The organism is Roseateles sp. FW301-B2 (assembly GCF_058788955.1).
Map to the genome: position 1 here is coordinate 1 of NZ_JBYTBE010000015.1, position 18,685 is coordinate 18,685.

General features: G+C 67.5%; 21 protein-coding genes. 6 read left to right on the forward strand and 15 right to left on the reverse strand.

Going from position 1 to position 18,685, the window contains the following annotated elements:
• Nucleotides 1-89: 89 nt before the first annotated feature.
• Complete coding sequence (locus AC3WQY_RS12000) at nt 90-341, forward strand: DUF2249 domain-containing protein (protein WP_492708622.1); 252 nt, start codon at nt 90-92, stop codon at nt 339-341.
• Nucleotides 342-354: 13 nt separating this feature from the next.
• Complete coding sequence (locus AC3WQY_RS12005) at nt 355-855, forward strand: hypothetical protein (RefSeq protein ID WP_492708624.1); 501 nt, start codon at nt 355-357, stop codon at nt 853-855.
• 18 nt (nt 856-873) lie between these two features.
• On the opposite strand, the gene AC3WQY_RS12010 is transcribed toward AC3WQY_RS12005, so the two are convergent.
• Nucleotides 874-1,461 carry an RBBP9/YdeN family alpha/beta hydrolase gene (locus tag AC3WQY_RS12010; RefSeq protein WP_492708626.1) on the reverse strand — a complete coding sequence of 196 codons (588 nt, stop codon included), beginning with the start codon at nt 1,459-1,461 and terminating at the stop codon, nt 874-876.
• 10 nt (nt 1,462-1,471) lie between these two features.
• Nucleotides 1,472-1,690 carry a TOBE domain-containing protein gene (locus AC3WQY_RS12015; protein ID WP_285233225.1) on the reverse strand — a complete coding sequence of 73 codons (219 nt, stop codon included), beginning with the start codon at nt 1,688-1,690 and terminating at the stop codon, nt 1,472-1,474.
• A 207-nt stretch (nt 1,691-1,897) separates the two neighbouring features.
• Here AC3WQY_RS12015 and AC3WQY_RS12020 point away from each other — a divergent pair, with 207 nt between their 5' ends.
• Both AC3WQY_RS12020 and AC3WQY_RS12025 read left to right on the forward strand, forming a co-directional pair.
• Complete coding sequence (locus AC3WQY_RS12020) at nt 1,898-4,249, forward strand: penicillin acylase family protein (RefSeq protein ID WP_492708627.1); 2,352 nt, start codon at nt 1,898-1,900, stop codon at nt 4,247-4,249.
• Between the two features lie 39 nt (nt 4,250-4,288).
• The gene (locus tag AC3WQY_RS12025) at nt 4,289-5,164 is read left to right on the forward strand and encodes a TIGR02285 family protein (RefSeq protein ID WP_492708629.1); all 876 of its coding nucleotides are present in this window, start codon (nt 4,289-4,291) and stop codon (nt 5,162-5,164) included.
• 7 nt (nt 5,165-5,171) lie between these two features.
• On the opposite strand, the gene AC3WQY_RS12030 is transcribed toward AC3WQY_RS12025, so the two are convergent.
• The 12 genes from AC3WQY_RS12030 to AC3WQY_RS12085 all read right to left on the reverse strand — a co-directional run bounded on the left by AC3WQY_RS12030 (nt 5,172) and on the right by AC3WQY_RS12085 (nt 14,374).
• Nucleotides 5,172-6,089, reverse strand: a complete 918-nt coding sequence (locus AC3WQY_RS12030) for a CysB family HTH-type transcriptional regulator (protein ID WP_492708631.1) — start codon at nt 6,087-6,089, stop codon at nt 5,172-5,174.
• Nucleotides 6,086-7,138, reverse strand: coding sequence for a sulfate/molybdate ABC transporter ATP-binding protein (locus AC3WQY_RS12035; RefSeq protein WP_492708633.1), 1,053 nt, complete (start codon nt 7,136-7,138; stop codon nt 6,086-6,088). Before AC3WQY_RS12035 ends, AC3WQY_RS12030 begins: the two co-directional genes overlap by 4 nt.
• A complete protein-coding gene (gene cysW / locus AC3WQY_RS12040) occupies nt 7,135-8,037 on the reverse strand; it encodes a sulfate ABC transporter permease subunit CysW (RefSeq protein ID WP_492708635.1) in 903 nt (300 codons plus the stop codon). The genes AC3WQY_RS12035 and cysW overlap by 4 nt, the downstream gene beginning before the upstream one ends.
• Nucleotides 8,034-8,915, reverse strand: a complete 882-nt coding sequence (gene cysT / locus AC3WQY_RS12045) for a sulfate ABC transporter permease subunit CysT (RefSeq protein ID WP_285233219.1) — start codon at nt 8,913-8,915, stop codon at nt 8,034-8,036. The genes cysW and cysT overlap by 4 nt, the downstream gene beginning before the upstream one ends.
• Before the next feature lie 9 nt (nt 8,916-8,924).
• Entirely contained in the window at nt 8,925-9,953 is a 1,029-nt protein-coding gene (locus AC3WQY_RS12050) for a sulfate ABC transporter substrate-binding protein (RefSeq protein ID WP_492708637.1), read from the reverse strand.
• A 210-nt stretch (nt 9,954-10,163) separates the two neighbouring features.
• A complete protein-coding gene (locus tag AC3WQY_RS12055; RefSeq protein WP_492708639.1) occupies nt 10,164-10,748 on the reverse strand; it encodes a dihydrofolate reductase family protein in 585 nt (194 codons plus the stop codon).
• Between the two features lie 71 nt (nt 10,749-10,819).
• Nucleotides 10,820-11,392 carry a dihydrofolate reductase family protein gene (locus tag AC3WQY_RS12060; RefSeq protein WP_285233216.1) on the reverse strand — a complete coding sequence of 191 codons (573 nt, stop codon included), beginning with the start codon at nt 11,390-11,392 and terminating at the stop codon, nt 10,820-10,822.
• A 77-nt stretch (nt 11,393-11,469) separates the two neighbouring features.
• A complete protein-coding gene (locus tag AC3WQY_RS12065; RefSeq protein WP_285233215.1) occupies nt 11,470-11,811 on the reverse strand; it encodes a YciI family protein in 342 nt (113 codons plus the stop codon).
• A gap of 120 nt (nt 11,812-11,931) precedes the next feature.
• The gene (locus AC3WQY_RS12070) at nt 11,932-12,333 is read right to left on the reverse strand and encodes a VOC family protein (RefSeq protein ID WP_285233214.1); all 402 of its coding nucleotides are present in this window, start codon (nt 12,331-12,333) and stop codon (nt 11,932-11,934) included.
• Between the two features lie 33 nt (nt 12,334-12,366).
• Nucleotides 12,367-12,738: a VOC family protein gene (locus AC3WQY_RS12075; RefSeq protein ID WP_492708642.1), complete on the reverse strand. Its 372-nt coding sequence runs from the start codon at nt 12,736-12,738 to the stop codon at nt 12,367-12,369.
• A gap of 125 nt (nt 12,739-12,863) precedes the next feature.
• A complete protein-coding gene (locus AC3WQY_RS12080) occupies nt 12,864-13,598 on the reverse strand; it encodes a hypothetical protein (protein WP_492708644.1) in 735 nt (244 codons plus the stop codon).
• A gap of 68 nt (nt 13,599-13,666) precedes the next feature.
• Entirely contained in the window at nt 13,667-14,374 is a 708-nt protein-coding gene (locus AC3WQY_RS12085) for a toll/interleukin-1 receptor domain-containing protein (protein WP_492708646.1), read from the reverse strand.
• Nucleotides 14,375-14,974: 600 nt separating this feature from the next.
• Between AC3WQY_RS12085 and AC3WQY_RS12090 the strand changes: the two genes are divergently transcribed.
• Nucleotides 14,975-16,342 carry an APC family permease gene (locus AC3WQY_RS12090; RefSeq protein WP_492708648.1) on the forward strand — a complete coding sequence of 456 codons (1,368 nt, stop codon included), beginning with the start codon at nt 14,975-14,977 and terminating at the stop codon, nt 16,340-16,342.
• Nucleotides 16,343-16,370: 28 nt separating this feature from the next.
• Here AC3WQY_RS12090 and AC3WQY_RS12095 read toward each other — a convergent pair whose 3' ends face one another.
• Nucleotides 16,371-17,678: an O-acetylhomoserine aminocarboxypropyltransferase/cysteine synthase family protein gene (locus AC3WQY_RS12095; protein ID WP_492708650.1), complete on the reverse strand. Its 1,308-nt coding sequence runs from the start codon at nt 17,676-17,678 to the stop codon at nt 16,371-16,373.
• A gap of 132 nt (nt 17,679-17,810) precedes the next feature.
• Between AC3WQY_RS12095 and AC3WQY_RS12100 the strand changes: the two genes are divergently transcribed.
• On the forward strand, nt 17,811-18,683 hold the full coding sequence (locus AC3WQY_RS12100) for a TauD/TfdA dioxygenase family protein (protein WP_492708652.1): 873 nt from the start codon (nt 17,811-17,813) through the stop codon (nt 18,681-18,683).
• Nucleotides 18,684-18,685: the final 2 nt, after the last annotated feature.

The following is an 18,685-nucleotide window of genomic DNA, read 5'->3' on the forward strand; positions in this document are numbered from 1 at the left end:
CCCCCAACCCATCACCCTGCGGCGGCGCAGGCCGCCCCCGGCCTGAGCCCCAGGCCTCTCCCCATCGACCTCAACCCTCAGGAGTCATCATGTCCCATCAACACCTGTCCCCCGACGCCATCTACCCCTTCGACGCCCGCGGCGTGGCCAAGCGTTTCCGGCATGCCGCCATCTTCGGTGCGCTGGATGCACTGCAGCCCGGCGAGACCATGCGCTTCGCCAACGACCACGACCCGCTGCCGCTGCTGGCGCAGATCGCGCAGCGCTACGGCAGCCGCGTCAGCGTGGCCTACCAGCAGCGCGCGCCGGGCGCCATCGTGATCGATTTCAGCGTGTCTTGAGGAGGTGCCGCAGATGACGCCGCACACAAGGTTTCTGCCCGTTGCGCTGGCGCTGGCCCTGATGGCCGGCGTGTCGGCCGCCCCGGCGCTGGCCCAGCCGGCCGCGCACAGCCATGAGGCGGCGACCGCGCCGCACAAGCTGAGCCTGGACCAGGGCCGCAAATGGGCCACCGATGCGCCGCTGCGCGAAGGCATGTCACGCATCCGCGGCCTGGTCGCGGCGCAGCTCGCCGCCGCCCATGCCGGCAAGCTGGACCAGGCGGGCTACCGCGAGCTGGCCACGCAGGTCGAGACGCAGGTGGGCGCCATCGTGGCCCAGTGCAAGCTCGCGCCGCGCGCCGACGCGATGCTGCATCTGGTGATCGCCGAACTCGGCGAGGGCAGCGATGCGATGGCCGGCAAGCCTGGCAAGCTTCACCCCGAGCAGGGCCTGCTCAAGACCGCCCAGGCCGTGAACGCCTACGGCAGCCACTTCGCCCACCCCGGCTTCAAGCCCCTGCACCTCGGCCACTGAGGGCCGCGCCGGCGCGGCTCAGACCGCGAACGACCATTCGCTGAAGCCGGCGTGCCTGGCGCGCTGTTCGCGCGCCGCGCGTGCCCTGGCGGCCTCCACCCAGCGCTTGGCGAGCGGGAAGGGGCCGAAGCCCGACTCGGCATTGATATGCCCCACCGGGCCCAGGTTGCTGAAGCTGCTGCCCCAGCGCCCGGCCCAGCGCTGCGCGTTGGCGGCGCTCATCCAGGGGTCGTTCTGGCTCGCGATCAGGGTGCTGGGAATGGCCAGGCGGCGTTGCGGCAGCAGGTCGGTGATGCCGAACTTGTTGGGCTCGGCCGGCGCCACCAGCAGCGCTTGGCGGATCGGCGAATCGGGCTGTTCCAGCAGATGGCGCGCCAGCGCCAGGCAGCCGAAGCTGTGCGCCACCGCGATCCATTCGCCCGGGCCGGCCTGCTCCAGCGTGCGCTGGATGCGCTCGGCCCAGCGCGGCAGATCGGGCGTGGCGTAGTCGCGCTGCTGCACGCGCCGTGCGTCGCGGTACTGCGCCTGCAGCCAGCTTTGCCAATGCGCGCGGCCGCTGTCGTGCAGGCCGGGAATGATCAGCAGGCGTGGGGTCTGGTAGGCCATGCTGCAGCCCTCACAGCGTGGCCAGCGCCACCTCGGTGGACTTGACCAGGGCCACCACGGCCCGGCCCGGTGCCAGCTGCAGCTCCTTCAGCGAGCGGGTGGTGATGACCGAGGTGACGACCAGGCCCGAGGGCGTCAGCACGTCCACCTCCGAGACCACCGGTCCCTCGATGATTTCCTGCACGATGCCGCGGAACTGGTTGCGGACGTTGATGGCGGTGATGCTCATGGCGCGGGCCTCCTTGACGATGGAGCGAAGCTTAGGAGCGCCCGCGCCGGTGCGGAAGGAAGCGATTGGCAGCTGCACATGCGCCGCGCGCATATGGCCCTGCCGAGGCCCGCGGGCAGGCGCGCCCGGCCGGCTTGGCGGAATCCCCCTTCCCAAGCCCTGCCCGCTGTGCCTACATTCGCAGCACCCGCCACCACGAGCACGCCCATGACCCTGCATCGCCAACAGACCGTCACCCTGGCCGCCATCCTGGCACTCACCCTGGTGGCCTGCGCCCATGCGCCGGGCGAGGGCGGCGCGGCCAGCGCCACGCTGCAGCGCACCGCCAACGGCGTCGCGCACATCAGCGCGCCCGATGCCGAGACCCTGGCCTATGGCATGGCCTATGCCTATGCCCAGGACAATGTCTGCATGACCGCCAACCAACTGGTGACGGTGCGCGGCGAACGTGCGCGTTATTTCGGTGCCGCCACGCCGGGCCTGCTGGCGCGGCGCATGCTGCCCAATGAGCAGATCGATTTCTTCATCGCCGCGCACATGGACGATGCCGCGCTGGCGCGCCATTGGCAGGGTGCCGGCGCCGAGACCCAGGCGTTGGCGCGCGGCGCGGTGGCGGGCTACAACCGCTACCTGGCCGACCACGCCGGCCGCCTGCCGGCGGCCTGCCAGGGCCAGCCCTGGGTGCAGCCGATGACGCTGGCCGACTACCGCCGCCAGGCCGAGCTCACCGCGGTGCAGGCCGCCACCGCCGCCCTGGCCGATGCCCTGCTGGCCGCCAAGCCGCCCGCGCCGGCCCAGGCAGCCGCGCCGCCGGCGCTGGACCTGGCCGATGCTGGCGCGGCGCTGCGCGAGCTGGGCCTGCTGGATGCGCCGCTGGGCTCGAATGCCTGGGCCTTCGGCAAGGAGGTCACCGCCGACGGCCGCGGCCTGCTGCTGGGCAACCCGCACTTCCCCTGGGCCGGCGTGAACCGCTTCTGGCAGGCCCACCTCACCATCCCCGGCGAGCTGGACGTGATGGGGGTGGCGATCGGCAACTTCCCGGCCGTCACGATAGGCTTCAACAAGGACGTGGCCTGGTCGCACACGGTCTCGACCGGCAAGCGCTTCACCCTGCACGAGCTGAGCCTGGTGCCCGGCGAGCCGACGCGCTACCTGCTCGACGGCCAGCCGGTGGCGATGACGCAGCGCGAGCTGCAGATCCAGGTGCGCGCCGCCGACGGCAGCCTGCAGACGCGCAAGCAAAGCGTCTGGTCGACGCGTTGGGGCCCGGTGCTGGTGCTGCCGCGCGCCGGCCTGCTGTGGACCGCCAAGACCGCCTACGCGCTCAAGGATGCCAACCTGGGCAATGTGCGCGGCACCGAGGCGGCGATGGGCTTCGGCCGCGCGCGCAGCGTGCAGGACATCCAGCAGGCGCTGAAGAACCTGGGCACGCCCTGGGTCAACACCCTGGCGGTGGACCGCCATGGCCAGGCCCTCTACGCCGATGCCAGCGTGGTGCCGGACGTGGACGCGGCCCAGCTGCAGCGCTGCGCGCCCGGCAAGGCGGCGGCCGCGCTGCTGCCGGCCGCCGGCCTGGTGGTGCTGGACGGCTCGCGCAGCGACTGCGACTGGCAGCGCGACCCGGCCTCGCCCCAGCCCGGCCTGATGCCGGTGGCGCGCATGCCCATGGCGGTGCGCAGCGACTGGGTGCACAACAGCAACGACAGCTTCTTCTACACCCACCCGCAGCAGCGCTGGAGCGGCATCTCGCCGCTGGTGGGCGATGCCAGCCTGACGCGTGCGCGCACCCGTGCCGGCCTGAGCGAGATCCCCGCGCTGCTGGCGCGCGGCAAGCTCACCGCGCAAGCGGTGCAGGGCCAGCTGTTCGAGAACCGCAACTTCATGGCCGGCGTGGTGCTGCCCGATCTGCTGGCCGCCTGCGCCGGCCAGCCGCCCGCCAGTGCCGAGGCGCGCGACGGTTGCGCGGCCCTGCAGGGCTGGGACCGCCGCAGCGATCTGGGCTCGCGCGGCGCCCATCTGTTCCGCGAGTTCTGGCGCAACGCGCGCGCCATCCCCGGCGTGCACCGCCTGCCCTTCGACCCCGCCCAGCCGGTGGCTACGCCCGCGGGCCTGAGGCTGGACGATGCCGCCGTGGCCGCCAAGCTGTGGGAGGCGCTGGCCCAGGCGGTGAAGGCGGTGCGCGGCGCCGGCTTTGCGCTGGACGCGCCCTTGGCCCAGGTGCAGCGGCCGCTCATCACCGATGCCGCCATCGGCCTGCATGGCGGCGAGGACTACGAGGGTGTGCTGAACAACCTGGGCAACCAGTTCGCGCCCGGCATCGGCGCCCAGGGCCTGCGCATCGACTACGGCTCCAGCTATATCCAGACCGTGGGCTTCGACGCGCGCGGCCCGGTGGCGCAGGCCATCCTCACCTACGGCCAGTCCACCGATCCGGCCTCGCCCCATGCCTTCGACCAGCTGCGCCTGTTCGAGGCGAAGCAATGGCCCAGCCTGCCCTTCCACGCCGAGGATGTGGCCAAGGCGCGCGTGGGCGAGGTGCTGCGGCTGAGCCGGCCTTGAGCGGCCGCTGAGCCATGGCCGGCGCGCTATGCTCGGCGCATGCTCATCAAGGCGCTCGCAACCGCTCTGGCCCTGCTGGCTGGCCTGGCCCCGGCCGCGCAGGCCGAGCAGCGCATCACCTGGCTGATGCCCGAGTTCGCGCTGGCCGAGAGCAACGCGGCCAAGTTGCCGGCGCGCAGGGGCATGGCCGAGCCCATGCTGGACGAGCTGAAAAAGCATTGGCCCGAGCCGGCCGAGCATGTCACCGTGCTGGCCAATGCCAAGCGCAGCTGGCTGATGATCGACGCCGGTGAGCCGGCCTGCCATCTGGTCTCGCTGCGCACGCCCGAGCGCGAGGCCCGGGCCTTCTTCTACATCACCCATCTGGTGCCGCCCGCGCAGCTGGTGGCCCTGCCCGAGGTGATGGCTCGCCTGCCCCGCAATGCGCAGGGCGAGGTCGGGCTGAATCAGGTATTGCAGTCGGCGCAGCTGCAGGGGGTCTTGATCGATGGACGCAGCTATGGTGCGGCGCTGGACGCGCAATTGGCGCAGCGCCCGCCACCGTCGGTAGCCCTGTATGCGCCGGTGCAGTTCGGCACCAAGTTGCTGCAGATGGTGGCCCTGGGGCGCGGCGACTACACCATCGAGTACGACTTTGTGCTGGCCGCGCAGCGCGAGCAATTGCCGCTACTGCAGAAGCTGGAGACGGCGCCTATCCAGGGGGCCAGCGAGATGCTGATGTCGGGCGTGGCCTGTCCGCGCAATGACTGGGGCCGGGCGGTGATCGCCAAGGTGGAGCGCATCCTGGGTCGCCGTGAGGCGCTGACGCAGACGCAGCGGAGTTTCGAGGCCTGGATGACGCCGCAGGCGCGTCGCTTTTACGGTGCCCGCATGGATGCCTTTTTGGCCGAGCGCCTGCGCAACGCGCCGCACTGACCAAGGCTCAGACCTCCAGCGCGGCGCGCACCGTCTCCTCGTTCAGCTCGGCCACGCATTCCTGCAAAAAACGGTAGGCATAGCCGCGCAGGTAATGGCCGCGCTTGAGCGCCAGGCGGGTGGTGTTGGCGGGGAAGAGCTGCGAGGCATCGAGCAGGGTGAGGCCCTGGTCGCGCTGCGGCTCGAAGGCCATGCTGGCGATGATGCCCACGCCCAGGCCCACCTGCACATAGGTCTTGATGACGTCGGCATCCAGCGCCGACATCACGATATCGGGCGCCAGGCCGGCCTTGGCAAAGGCTGCATCGATGCGCGCGCGGCCCGTGTAACCCTCGTGGTAGGTGATGAGCGGCTGCTCGGCCAGGGCCTCCAGCGTCAGCGGCGCCTGGGTCAAGGCATGACCCTCGGGCAGCACCACGCTGTGGTGCCAGCCGTAGAAGGGGAAGGTGACGAAGCCGGGGTCCTGGTCGAGCGCCTCGGTGGCGATGCCGATATCGGCCTCGCCGGATTGCAGGAGCGAGACGATCTCGGCCGGGTTGGCCTGCAGCAGCACCAGGTGCACCTTGGGAAAGGCGGCCTTGAAGCGCGCCACCACCTGGGGCAGGGCGTAGCGCGCCTGGGTGTGGGTGGTGGCCACGGTGAGCTGGCCGGCCTCGGCATCGGCGAACTGGTCGGCCAGGCGCTTGATGTTCTTGGCGTCCAGCAGCATGCGTTCGACGATGATGGCGAGCTCCTTGCCCGGCGCGGTGAGCCCCAGCAGGCGCTTGCCGCGGCGCACGAACAGCTCCACGCCCAGCTCGTCCTCCAGGTCCTTGATGTGCTTGCTGACCCCGCTCTGCGAGGTGAACAGCGCGGCCGCCACCTCGGTGAGGTTGAAGTTCTGCTGGACCGCCTCGCGGATGATGCGCAGTTGCTGGAAGTTCATGCTGCTTCAAACAGGGAAAGGCGCGAGGCGTTGAGGTGCACGCGCTGGCCACTCTGCAGATTCAGGGCCAGGGCCTGCTCGCGGCTCAGCTCGGCCTCCAGGTGCTGGCCGTTGGGGCCGGTGAGCTCCACGCGCGCGGCGGCGCCGAAGCTCAGCACGCGCTCCACCGTGGCGGCCAGGCCCTGGGCGTCGGCGGCGGTGAGGATGGTCAGCTCGTGCGGGCGCGCATAGGCTTGCACATGGCCGGCGCCCGATGTTGGCGAGCCATGCGGCAGGCGGTGCTCGCCGATATGGATCACGCCGCGCTCGGCCTGGCCCTCGAAGCGGTTCACCGCGCCCAGGAAGCCGTAGACGAAGGGCGTGGCGGGCTTTTCATAGACCTCCTGCGGCGTGCCCACCTGCTCGACCTTGCCATGGTCCATCAGCACCACGCGGTCGGCCACCTCCAGCGCTTCCTCCTGGTCGTGGGTGACGAAGATGCTGGTGATGTGCAGGTCGTCGTGCAGGCGGCGCAGCCAGCGGCGCAGCTCCTTGCGCACCTTGGCGTCGAGCGCGCCGAAGGGCTCGTCCAGCAGCAGCACGCGCGGCTCCACCGCCAGCGCGCGCGCCAGGGCGATGCGCTGGCGCTGGCCGCCGCTGAGCTGGGGCGGGTAGCGGTCGGCCAGCCAGTCCAGCTGCACCAGGCTCAAGAGCTCGTGCACCTTGCGCTTGATCTCGCTCTCGCTGGGGCGCTGCTTGCGCGGCTTCACGCGCAGGCCGAAGGCGACGTTGTCGAACACCGTCATGTGGCGGAACAGCGCGTAATGCTGGAACACGAAGCCAACCTGGCGTTCGCGTACATGGGTGTCGCTGGCGTCCTCGCCCTCCAGCAAGACCTGACCCCGGTCGGCCGTCTCCAGGCCGGCGATGATGCGCAACAGCGTGGTCTTGCCGCAGCCCGAGGGGCCCAGCAGGGCCACCAGCTCGCCGGTGGGAAAGTCGAGGCTCACGTCGCCCAGCGCGGTGAAGGCGCCGAAGGACTTGTGGATGTTTCTGACCTGAATACTCATGGCGTTGCTTCTTTCAGGGTGCGGTGGGCGTTCCACTCGACGAACTGCTTGAGAACGAGGGTCACCAGGGCCAGCAGGGCCAGCAGCGAGGCCACCGCGAAGGCGGCGGCGAACTGGTACTCGTTGTAGAGGATCTCCACATGCAGGGGCAGGGTGTTGGTCTGGCCGCGGATATGGCCCGAGACCACCGAGACCGCGCCGAACTCGCCCATGGCGCGCGCATTGCACAGGATCACGCCATAGAGCAGGCCCCACTTCACATTGGGCAGGGTCACCAGCCAGAAGGTCTTCCAGCCGCTGGCGCCCAGCACGGTGGCGGCCTCTTCCTCGTCGCGGCCCTGGGCCTGCATCAGCGGGATCAGCTCGCGCGCCACGAAGGGGAAGGTCACGAACACGGTGGCCAGCACGATGCCGGGCACGGCGAAGATGATCTTCAGGTCATGCGCCTGCAGCCAGGGGCCGAACCAGCCCTGGGCGCCGAACAGCAGCACATAGACCAGGCCCGCCACCACCGGCGAGACCGAGAACGGCAGGTCGATCAGGGTGATGAGCAGCTGCTTGCCGCGGAAGTCGTGCTTGGCAATCGCCCAGGCCGCGCTCACGCCGAACACCAGATTCAGCGGCACCGAGACCAGGGCGGCGATCAGGGTCAGCTTGATGGCCGAGACCGCATCGGCCTCCACCAGCGAGGCGAAGTAGAGCTCCCAGCCCTTGCGCAGCGCCTCGTGGAACACCGCCACCAGGGGCATGACGAGGAAGAGCGCGAAGAAGGCCAGGCCCAGGGTCAGCAGGGTGAAGCGCACCCAGGGCGCCTCGCGCGTGGCGGGGTTGCGCTGGTACCGGCCGCCGCTGCCGGCTTGCGGCACGCCCAGGGAAAAGGCAGATGCGGCGCCGCTCATTTGCGCGCTCCCTCGCCATTGCGGCGCGAACTCCAGGCCTGCAGGCCATTGATGAGCAGCAGCAGCGCGAAGCTGAACACCAGCATCACCGCGGCAATCGCGGTGGCCCCCACGTAGTCGTATTGCTCCAGCTTGGAGATGATCATCAGCGGCGTGATCTCGCTCACCATCGGCAGGTTGCCGGCGATGAAGATCACCGAGCCGTATTCGCCCACCGCGCGCGCAAAGGCCAGCGCAAAACCGGTCAGCAGGGCCGGCGTGAGGGTGGGCAGCACCACCAGGCGGAAGGTCTGCCAGCGGTGCGCACCCAGCGAGGCCGCGGCCTCTTCCAGCTCGGTCTCCATGTCCTCCAGCACCGGCTGCACGGTGCGCACGATGAAGGGCAGGCCGATGAAGATCAGCGCCACCAGGATGCCCAGCGGCGTGAACGCCACCTTCACGCCCCAGGGCTCCAGCAGCCGGCCCAGCCAGCCATTGCCGGCATAGAGCGCGGTGAGGGCGATGCCGGCCACCGCGGTGGGCAGGGCGAAGGGCAGGTCGATGAGGGCGTCGACGATCTTCTTGCCGGGGAACTCATAGCGCACCAGGCTCCAGGCCAGGATCAGCCCGAACAGCAGGTTGATGAAGGCGGCCAGCAGCGAGGCGCCGAAGCTGAGCTTGTAGGAGGCGATCACGCGCGGCGCCGTGGCCGCGGCCCAGAAGGCGTCCAGGCCATGGCCGGCCGATTTGATGAACACCGCCGAGAGCGGAATCAGCACCAGCAGCGAGAGATAGAACAGCGTGAAGCCCATGGTGGGCCCGAAACCGGGCAGCACGCGACGCGGCCTGCGGGTCTTGATGGGAGCGCCCAGGGGCGCGTCCAGTACGGCGGAACTCATGGTGGAGGCTCAGCGCTTGATGGCCGCTTGAATCTGGTCGTAGGTGCCGCCATCGGCAAAGTGCACCTTGTTGACCTTGGCCCAGCCGCCCAGCAGCTGGTCGACGCTGAACAGCTTGATGTCGGCGAAGCGCTGGGCATGGCGCTTGAAGACGGCGGCGTCGCGCGGGCGGAAGTTGTTGCGGGCGATCAGCTCCTGGGCCTCGGGCGTGTAGAGAAAGTCCAGATAGGCCTTGGCCACGGCGGCCGTGCCCTTCTTGGCCACCACCTTGTCGACGATGGCCACCGGGGCCTCGGCGTCGATCGACACGCTCGGGTTCACCACCTCGAACAAGCCCTTGCCGAACTCGTTCTCGATCAGCTCGGCCTCGCTCTCGAAGGTCAGCAGCACGTCGCCGATGCTGCGCTGCGTGAAGGTGGTGGTGGCGCCGCGGCCGCCGCCGTCCAGCACCGGCACGTTGGCGAAGATCTTGCCCACCAGTTCCTTGGCCTGGGCCTCGCTGCCGCCCTTGGCGATCACGCTGCCCCAGGCCGCCAGATAGCTGTAGCGGCCATTGCCGGTGACCTTGGGGTTGGGGATGATCACGCCCACGCCGGGCCTGGCCAGGTCGGCCCAGTCCTTGATGCCCTTGGGGTTGCCCTTGCGCACCAGGAACAGGATGGTGGAGCTGTAGGGCGCGGCATTGTTGGGAAAGCGCGATCGCCAGTCGGCCGTGGTGTAGCCCTTCTCGGCCAGCGCGTCGACATCGGTGGCCTGGTTCATGGTCACCACATCGGCCTCCAGGCCGCCGATCACCGCCCCGATCTGCTTGCTGGAGCCGCCATGCGACTGGTTGAGCGTCAGGGCCTGACCGGTCTTGGCCTTCCAGGCGGCGGCAAAGGCCGGATTGACCTGCTTGTAGAGCTCGCGCGAGACGTCGTAGGAGACGTTCAACAAGGCATTGCTACCATCGCTGGCCCAAGCGTGCGTGTAGGGCGCGGCGGCCAGGGCCGCGAGCAGCAACAGCAGGGTGGTACGGCGGTTCGGGCGCAGGGACATGATGGCTACGGGCAAGCTGTCGAGATTGACGATGCTTCGCAGCTTGCCTAGCTCCGCTTATTCACGGAACGACAGTTTTGGTATTTGCTTATCCGGAATAAGCAAATACGTGTTTCGGCAAAGAAGAGGCCCCAAGGCAGGCGGCCGCTCCGGCCGGACCGGGCCGCCTGCCGCCTTCCCCGCCTTCCATCTGACCGACCGACGGTCTGCCTAGCCGGCCTGCAAGGGCCCGGCGGCCTTGTAGCTCGTGAGCACGATGCCGGACGGGAATGCCTGGGTGCCGAGCAGTTCGAGCTTGCGCGCCGGGCTGCCCTCCGCCATGAGGCGCTTGCCCCGGCCCAGCAACACCGGGTAGACGGCCAGCAGGACTTCGTCCGCCAGCCCATGCTCCAGCAGCGTCGAGCTCAGCGAGGCACTGCCCGAGACGATCAGGTCCGGGCCGCCTTGGGCCTTGATGCGGCGCACACCATCCACGATGTCCGGCCCCAGGGCCTCGAACGGGCCCCAGGCCAGGCTTTCCGGGCGATGGGTGGCGACGAATTTGGTGGCCGCGTTGAGGCCGTCGGCCATCGGACTGCTCGGCGCCTGGGGCCAGAAGCCCGACCAGATGTCGTAGGTGCGCCGGCCCAGCAGCAAATCGAAACGCTGGCCATAGGCCGCCAGCATCACATCCCGGCCCGCCGGGGAGCGGTAGGGCGCGGTCCAGTCGCTGTAGGGGAAACCGTCGCCGTCATCCGCGGAATGCTGGATCACGCTGTCCAGCGAGATGTGTTCGATGATCTTGAGCTTGCGCATGGAGGTCTCCGAGGGATGGTTTGGAGTGGCTGCGGCGGGCGCGATCGACGCTTTGGCTTTGCGATGCGGGCCTAAGCGGCACTTGCGGCCGGACCCTTGGGGACGAGATAGCGCAACTCGGCGAACCCCGTGCCGATCTGCCTGACCGAATCAAGCCGTAGCGGCGGGCTGGTAAGGCGACGCGGGAACAGCGGCTTGCCTTGGCCCAGGGTGACCGACCCGATCTGAACGATGACTTCATCCAGCAGGCCGGCGTCGTGGAACTGGCCAGCGAGATCTCCGCCGCCAACGATCCAAATATTCTTGTCTCCGGCAGCCGCGCGCATGGCCGAATGCACCGGTCTGACGTTGCCTCGCACGAAGTGCAGCGTCGCCCCCGGGATCGAGGGCAGGGTTCGGCTTGAGAAGACCCATGTGGGCTGGGTGTACGGCCAGGCGGAACCGGTCTCGGCGGCGACCGTCTGCGCGTGCCGCAGCATCCATTCGTATGTTGCGGAGCCCATCGCCAATGCGCCGACCTCGGCGATGAAGGCCGGATAGCTCGTCTCGTTGATGTCACCGAGCGGGAAGAGCCAATCTAGCGAGTCATCTTCGGTTGCGATGAAGCCGTCGAGGCTCGATGCCGTATAGAACTGAGTTTTCATAGGATCGTGAATGAGCTAGGTGCCGACCGACGTTTGAATGCAGAGGGCCAGCCGCCCCACGCGTGCAGCCCGGTTCCTCATGACCGCGGATCGAATCCGAAGACGCGCAACTCCTGATCGCAACGGCAGGCCTTTGCAATGCGCGCGGCCCACGCCACGGCTTGCTCGCGCGACAGCAGTTCAAGCACGGTGAACCCGCCGTCCAGCGTCGGCGCCCAGGGGTAGCCACCCGCGGCCACCCTGCCATCCGCCGCGACGAGCGCCGGTGGCACGGCCTCGTCTATCCCGCCGGCGAAGACGTAGACACCGGCGGCCTTGGCCTCGTCAATCACGGCGCGCGCGGCGCGGCCAACCGCTTCCAACTCGCCTTCCGGAACGACCATGGCCTTGCTGGGGAAGGAGATGAGGTACTTGGCCATATCGCTCCATTCTCAAGGATTGGGTGTCACCGCAAGGGCGCGTGTAGGGGCTGAGGTTGAAGCTGTGCTGAACTACGAGCGGCGGCCCACCATTTGCCCTAGCGCGAGGAATCGAAATCGCTATGGCGCAGGCTGTGCGCTCATGTGCAGCAAGCCCCACCCATGTCCGTCCAGGTCCAGGAAGCTGTGCGTGTACATGAACCCGAAGTCCTCCGGCTTGTCGTAGGTCGTGCCGCCCGCAGCAAGCGCCTTCGAGACCAGCTCATCCACCCGTTCGCGACTGTCGCAGCTGAGCGAGATCAGTACCTCGACGGCCTGGCTGGTGTCGCAAACGGCCTTGGGTGTGAACTCGCGAAACTTTGCATGCGTGCCCAACATGACAGACAGCGTGTCGTTGATGACCATGCATGCTGCCGTGTCGTCGCTGAACTGCGGGTTGTGGGCAAAGCCAAGCGCCTTGAAGAACGCGACGGACCGCTGGAGGTCGGCGACAGGGAGGGTCAGGAAAACCTGGTTGATCATGCCAATCTCCTTTGAGTCGGCTCGAGCGATTGGTTAGGCCTCGGGCTCATGGCAAACCGCCTCGATGTTGTGCCCGTCAGGGCCCGTGACGAAGGCCGCGTAGTAGTTTGCGTGGTATTGCGGGCGAAGACCAGGCGCACCATTGTCTATGCCTCCTGCCTCAAGAGCGGCGCGGTAGAAATCTTGGACCTGCTTGCGATTCTCGGCCGTGAAGGCCAAATGGAGATGCGTTGCCTTTTCCTCTACTCGGCGAATGCACAAAGAGGATTGACTATTCGGGCGGCAAAGCTCGACGCCGAGCGGCCCCTCCGAGACAACAGCTACACCCAGCGGTTCGAGCGCCTTGATGAAGAAATCCCGAGCTGCCGCGTAGTCGCTGACGCCAAATACGACGTGATCAAACATGAGACTCTCAAAGTTGTGGTCTTCACGGGGCCGGGCGATTGCGTTGAGCCGCGAGCGGCGGCCTGCCGACGCGAGGCGGCTCGAGCGACTGGTTAGGTGGCTCGTAGCAGCAGGCTCCCCAGGCCTCATTCATAGAAGTATGGGATGCGCACATCGGACTTCTTGGGCACGACCCCAATATCAATCGTGATCAAGGATTCCGGACCTTCTGGCAAAGCGCCATGCTGCTCAAGGATGGAGTACAAGAGTCTCTGAGCGAACGCATTGAATGCTGAAACCGCTTTGCCGGTTTCGTCGATCAGCTTCTGGAACGCTGCAGGACCATCGCTTGGATCAATTGCATCGATCAAAGAGTTGCCCATGGTGTACTCAGCAAACTGATAGAGAGAGCAACCATTGTTTGGACCAACGTAGATGGAAAGATCTTCAGTCGGAGTTTCTCCAGGTACGCCATGAGCGGCCCGTTCAAGCGAGAAGTGAAATGCGAAGTTGTTTCGGGTGAGCGAGACAGCATTGGCTTGGCTGAAGTAGGCCTTCAGATGCGATAGCCCAGCAAGTCCTACGTCATCCAGAAGACTGTCGTACGTTTGAGAAAGCCTGGACCCAAAGTACCCCTTCTGCAACGTCGCCCAGGTTTCGTGAAGCTTTCCAGTAACGATACGAGCAAGAACCATGGCCTGACATACGTGCGCGTTCCCAAAGGCGCGCGGCTCCATTTCAAAGTTGGACGCTAGGTCAAATAGCTTGATCAGAACGTTCAACTCGTTCATCGCGTGTCCAAGGACAACGGCAAGCGCTCTCTCCTGATCCGGAATTGCCGCAAGCTGCGCCGCGCTAATGGGAATCTGGCGAAGTTTCATTAGCCACCTAACGTTGAAGCTGGGCCGCGAGCGGCGGCCTGCCGACGCGAGGCGGCTCGAGCGCCTTGTTAGCCTGCAGCCATCCATCGCTCAATTTCTTCAGCGACCGAGTCGAGGATGAGTTCCTGTTCACCAAGTGGAAGAAGAACAAGAGGGCGCTTTGGATCATTTGCGGCCTGAAAGTGCTTGAGATTGACATCCCGCGTGAATCGACTCGGCTTGACTAGGACCGGAATGATGCGGGTGCCACGTTCTTCTGCACTTCGCAAGAGAGGGGGGAGCTCATTATTGGCAATGAAATCAGATGCCATGAAGTCCGCACTGACAAGGAGGACGGCGGCAGTTGACCTAGAAAGCGCTACTTCAATCGCTTTCTTCCACTTGTCACCTGCGCGCAGCTGCGTATCAACCCAGAGATCAAGTCTGCCGTCGCGTTCAAGCGGTTTTAGGTGAACAAGGAGTCGGTCTAGGTAGTCGCGATCAACATGTGAGTAGCTAATGAAGACTCGGTGCTGGCGTTCGTGGGCTGCCAGAACCGTCTTTGCTTCCTTGCTGTTTGGGCCCGCCAGCAGTCTTTGCATCCAGCCGGCGAGACTGCTAATGAATGAGTCGTTCGTGCCGCTAGCGTCGTAGGAAAGAAATATATGAGCCGCAGCCGCCGCTGGAGGCAGGCTTCTCATTCCTCGGCCAATAACTAGTACTGGCTTTCCTTGCGCTGTGGCCAGACCGTACTCAAACATTTGAGCCGGGCCGGCTTCGGTAAGGTCTGCGATCACAAATGCAGCTCGAGTAAGTGCGGCAGACACTACAGCGGCAAGAGGCACTGATTCCGCGTGAGGTGCGCTCAGCTGCTCGATGGCAACTCCCGCTTTGACGGCGGCCCGAGCAACAAGGTCCACAGCATTTCCAGTAGGGGAGTGGATGAACAGTGCTGAACGTGGACGCGATGTTGCTGCCATATCTTCTGAAGGTTAACTTGTTTGTAGGGCGCAGCTCTGCTGCATAACACCGGCAACTGTCTCCCTAACATCGGACATGCGGCCGCGCTGCAGGCCGCGCCCATCCTTGACTCGTTGGTGATGGACAGTCAATTTGTACAGCATGATCAGACTGCCAAATCTGGCACCTAGTAAGTTTCGCCGTTCAAGCCAACTGCGGTCTCAGGGTATGCGCGTGCCGGAGCCGTTATCCAGATGAATGGGTTGGCTGGCCGGGATTGGAGGCGCGGCGGCCTGGCACGTCAATCGTCCCGCAGTGGGGGAGGGCGATGTCACCGCCGCTGGTCTTGGCGGCCTTGCCGCCTGCACGGCGCGCTGACCTTGCGCCCCGGCCCGTCACGCCCGCCTCGCCCCGCCTGCGTTTAGCATCGCGGCTTGATGCCTTCTTCATCCTCCACCCCTGCGCAAGACTTGACCCTGCTGCTGCCCGAGCGCCGCCTCGACGTGAGGCATGCCGTGGCGCTGTGCGTGGGCATGGTGGTGGGGGCGGGGATCTTCAAGACCTCGCCGATGGTGGCGCAGGCGCTGGCGAGCGACCAGGCGCTCTACCTGGCCTGGGCCTTCGGCGGCCTGCTGTCCTTCATCGGCGCGCTGTGCTTTGCCGAGCTGGCGGCGGCGTTTCCGGATCCGGGCGGCGACTATCACTTCCTGCGCCGCGCCTATGGCCACTCGCTGGGCTTTCTGTTCGCCTGGTCGCGCTTTGCGGTGATCCACACCGGCTCGATGGCGCTGCTGGCCTTTGTGTTCGGCGACTACCTGGCCCAGGTGGTGGACCTTTCACCCTGGCTGGGGCCGTACGCCAGCGCGCTGCTGGCGGCCGCGCTGATCGTGCTGCTCACCGGGCTCAACCTGCTGGGCGTGCAGGTGGGCCTGGGCACGCAGTTGGGGCTGATGCTGGTGGTGCTGGCGGGCCTGCTGGCGCTGGGCCTGGGGGCGGGCAGCGAGGTGCTGGTCGGCCATGCGCCGCTCACGCCGCTGGCGGTGGCCGACCCGGCGCGACAGGACTGGGGCATGGCCCTGGTGTTCGTGTTCCTGGCCTATGGCGGCTGGAGCGACGCGGCCACGCTCTCGGCCGAGATGCGCGATCCGCAGCGCGGCATCGTGCGCGCGCTGCTGCTGGGCCTGGGCCTGGTGATGGGTCTCTACCTGCTGGCCAACTGGGCCTATCTGCGCGTGCTGGGCCTGGATGGGCTGGCACACAGCGAGGCGCCGGCGGCGCAGCTGATGCGGGCCTGCTTCGGCCGGCCGGGCGAGCTGCTGATGGTGGGCGCGGTGACGCTCACGGCGCTCTCGGTGATGAACGCGATCCTGATCGCCGGCCCGCGCACCACCTACGCGGCGGCGCGCGACCTGGCGGCGGAATTGCAGCTGGGCCGCTGGAACCAACAACGCGGCACGCCCACCGCGGCGGTGCTGGCCACCAGCGGCGTGGCCCTGGCCCTGGTGGGCTTCGGCACGCTCACGCGCGGCGGCTTTGCCACCATGGTGGACTATCTTTCGCCGGTCTACTGGTTCTTCATGACGCTCAGCGCCCTGGCCCTGATGGTGCTGCGGCGGCGCGAGCCGGATGCGCCGCGGCCCTTCAGGGTGCCGCTCTATCCCTGGCTGCCGCTCGCCTTTGCGGCCAGCAGCGCCTATGTGCTGTGGTCCAGCCTCGTCTATGTGAAGGCGGGCGCGGTGGTGGGCGTGGGCGTGCTGCTGCTGGGGGCGCTGCTGATGTGGCCGCTGCGCCGCCGCGCGGGCTGAGCGAGGCCGGCCCACCGCCGGCTGCCGCTCAGACCGCGGCCAGCGCCTGCTCCAGATCGGCCAGCAGATCGGCGATGTGCTCGATGCCTATCGAGAGCCGTACGGTCTCCTCGCTCACCCCCGCCTGGTCCAGCTCGGCCGGCGCGAGCTGGCGGTGCGTGGTGGAGGCCGGGTGGGTGGCGAGCGACTTCACATCGCCGATGTTCACCAGCCGCGTGAAGAGCTGCAGCGCATCGAGGAAGCGTGCGCCCGCGGCGCGGGCCGCCTGGCCGCCGGTGCTCTTGAGCCCGAAGGTCAGCACCCCCGAGGCCTTGCCGCCCAGGTAGCGGCGCGCCAGCGCGTGGTCGGGGTGGCTCTCCAGCCCGGCGTAGTTGACCCAGGCCACCTTGGCATGACGCTCCAGGTGGCGGGCAATCGCCAGCGCGTTGTCGGTGATGCGGTCCAGCCGCAGTGCCAGGGTCTCGATGCCCTGCAGGATCAGGAAGGCGTTGAATGGCGAGAGCGCCGCGCCGGTATTGCGCAGCGGCACCACGCGGGCGCGCGTGATGTAGGCGGCCGGGCCGGCCGCCTCGGTGTAGACCACGCCGTGGTAGCTCACGTCGGGTTCGTTGAGGCGCTTGAAGCGCTGCTTGTGCTCGGCCCAGGGGAACTTGCCCGAGTCGATGATGGCGCCGCCCACCGCATTGCCATGGCCGCCCAGGTATTTGGTGAGCGAGTGCACCACGATGTCGGCGCCATGCTCGATCGGCCGGCTCAGGTAGGGCGAGGGCAGGGTGTTGTCGACGATCAGCGGCACGCCGTGGCGGTGCGCGATCTCGGCGATGCGCGCGATGTCGGTCACATTGCCCTGCGGGTTGCCGAGCGACTCGACGAACACCGCCTTGGTCTTGTCATTGATCAGGGCCTCGAAGCTCTCGGGGCGGCGGTAGTCGGCAAACTGCGTGCTGATGCCGTACTGCGGCAGGGTGTGGGCAAACAGGTTGTAGCTGCCGCCGTAGAGCGCACTGGAGGCCACGATGTTGTCGCCCGCCTCGGCGATGGTGAGCACCGCATAGGTCACGGCGGCCTGGCCCGAGGCCAGGGCCAGCGCGCCCACGCCGCCTTCCAGCGCGGCCAGGCGCTCCTCCAGCACGCTGGTGGTGGGGTTGTTGATGCGCGTGTAGATATGGCCCTGCGCCTTCAGGTCGAACAGATCGGCGGCGTGCTGGGCGCTGTCGAAGGCATAGGCCACCGTCTGGTAGATGGGCACGGCCACCGACTTGGTGCCGGGGTCGGGGCTGTAGCCGGCGTGCACGGAACGGGTCTCAAAGCGCCAGGCGGATGGATCGCGACTCATGGATGGGGACTCCTTGCTTGAATGGTCAGCGCAGGCTAGGTCCGCGGCTTGAGGCGGGGAACTGAATTCCGCGCATATGCATCTGCCAAAGCCGTGTTTGGCCGTGCCAAAACGAACAGCTAGCCTGCAAGCATGCAAAGCCTGTTCACCACCCGCTTCGAGATCCGTGCCTTCGACGCCCCGCTGGGCGCCGAGGTGCTGGGCCTGGACCTGAGCCAGCCCCTGCCCGAGCACGCGTTCGCCCGCCTGCACCGCGCCCACCTGGAGCACCATGTGCTGGTGTTCCGCGAGCAGCACATCACGCCGGCGCAGCAGATCGCCTTCAGCCGCCGCTTCGGCCCGCTGCAGATCCATGTGCTGCGCCAGTTCCAGCTGCCCGGGCATCCCGAGCTGCTGGTGGTCTCGAACGTGCGCGATGCGGCGGGCCAGCCCATCGGCCTGGGCGACGCCGGGCATTTCTGGCATTCCGACCTGTCCTACAAGGAGCGGCCCAGCCTGGGTTCGATGCTGCATGCGCGCGAGCTGCCGGCCGAGGGCGGCGACACCTTGTTCGCCAACCAGCACCTGGCCTACGAGGCCCTGCCGCTGGCCTTGAAGCTGGCCGTGGCCGGCCTGCGCGCCGAGCACAGCTACCTCTGCAAGTACGAGGAGCTGCGCGCGCGCAACCCGTTCCGGCCGGCGCTGACGCAGGCGCAGATCGACGAGGTGCAGCCGGTGGTGCACCCGGTGGTGCGCAAGCATCCCGAGACGGGCCGCAAGGCGCTGTTCGTCAGCGAGCACTTCACCACCCGCATCGTCGGCCTGCCCGAGAGCGAGAGCCGCGCCCTGCTGGCCGAGCTGTTCGCCCACAGCACCCGGCCGCAGTTCGTCTACCGCCATCGCTGGCAGCCGAATGACATGGTGTTCTGGGACAACCGCGCGCTGCTGCACCTGGCCACCGGCTGCCCCGAGCACCAGCGCCGCCGCCTCAACCGCAGCACCATCGAAGGCGATCTGCCTTTCTGACC

Coding starts and splice junctions, on each gene's coding strand:
- AC3WQY_RS12015 (WP_285233225.1), bottom strand. CDS start 1,690: ATGAGCATCACCGCCATCAACGTCCGCAACCAGTTCCGCGGCATCGTG.
- AC3WQY_RS12090 (WP_492708648.1), top strand. CDS start 14,975: ATGCCTTCTTCATCCTCCACCCCTGCGCAAGACTTGACCCTGCTGCTG.
- AC3WQY_RS12070 (WP_285233214.1), bottom strand. CDS start 12,333: ATGATCAACCAGGTTTTCCTGACCCTCCCTGTCGCCGACCTCCAGCGG.
- cysW (WP_492708635.1), bottom strand. CDS start 8,037: ATGAGCGGCGCCGCATCTGCCTTTTCCCTGGGCGTGCCGCAAGCCGGC.
- AC3WQY_RS12010 (WP_492708626.1), bottom strand. CDS start 1,461: ATGGCCTACCAGACCCCACGCCTGCTGATCATTCCCGGCCTGCACGAC.
- AC3WQY_RS12095 (WP_492708650.1), bottom strand. CDS start 17,678: ATGAGTCGCGATCCATCCGCCTGGCGCTTTGAGACCCGTTCCGTGCAC.
- AC3WQY_RS12100 (WP_492708652.1), top strand. CDS start 17,811: ATGCAAAGCCTGTTCACCACCCGCTTCGAGATCCGTGCCTTCGACGCC.
- AC3WQY_RS12055 (WP_492708639.1), bottom strand. CDS start 10,748: ATGCGCAAGCTCAAGATCATCGAACACATCTCGCTGGACAGCGTGATC.
- AC3WQY_RS12050 (WP_492708637.1), bottom strand. CDS start 9,953: ATGTCCCTGCGCCCGAACCGCCGTACCACCCTGCTGTTGCTGCTCGCG.
- AC3WQY_RS12075 (WP_492708642.1), bottom strand. CDS start 12,738: ATGTTTGATCACGTCGTATTTGGCGTCAGCGACTACGCGGCAGCTCGG.
- AC3WQY_RS12000 (WP_492708622.1), top strand. CDS start 90: ATGTCCCATCAACACCTGTCCCCCGACGCCATCTACCCCTTCGACGCC.
- AC3WQY_RS12020 (WP_492708627.1), top strand. CDS start 1,898: ATGACCCTGCATCGCCAACAGACCGTCACCCTGGCCGCCATCCTGGCA.
- cysT (WP_285233219.1), bottom strand. CDS start 8,915: ATGAGTTCCGCCGTACTGGACGCGCCCCTGGGCGCTCCCATCAAGACC.
- AC3WQY_RS12080 (WP_492708644.1), bottom strand. CDS start 13,598: ATGAAACTTCGCCAGATTCCCATTAGCGCGGCGCAGCTTGCGGCAATT.
- AC3WQY_RS12025 (WP_492708629.1), top strand. CDS start 4,289: ATGCTCATCAAGGCGCTCGCAACCGCTCTGGCCCTGCTGGCTGGCCTG.
- AC3WQY_RS12060 (WP_285233216.1), bottom strand. CDS start 11,392: ATGAAAACTCAGTTCTATACGGCATCGAGCCTCGACGGCTTCATCGCA.
- AC3WQY_RS12065 (WP_285233215.1), bottom strand. CDS start 11,811: ATGGCCAAGTACCTCATCTCCTTCCCCAGCAAGGCCATGGTCGTTCCG.
- AC3WQY_RS12005 (WP_492708624.1), top strand. CDS start 355: ATGACGCCGCACACAAGGTTTCTGCCCGTTGCGCTGGCGCTGGCCCTG.
- AC3WQY_RS12035 (WP_492708633.1), bottom strand. CDS start 7,138: ATGAGTATTCAGGTCAGAAACATCCACAAGTCCTTCGGCGCCTTCACC.
- AC3WQY_RS12030 (WP_492708631.1), bottom strand. CDS start 6,089: ATGAACTTCCAGCAACTGCGCATCATCCGCGAGGCGGTCCAGCAGAAC.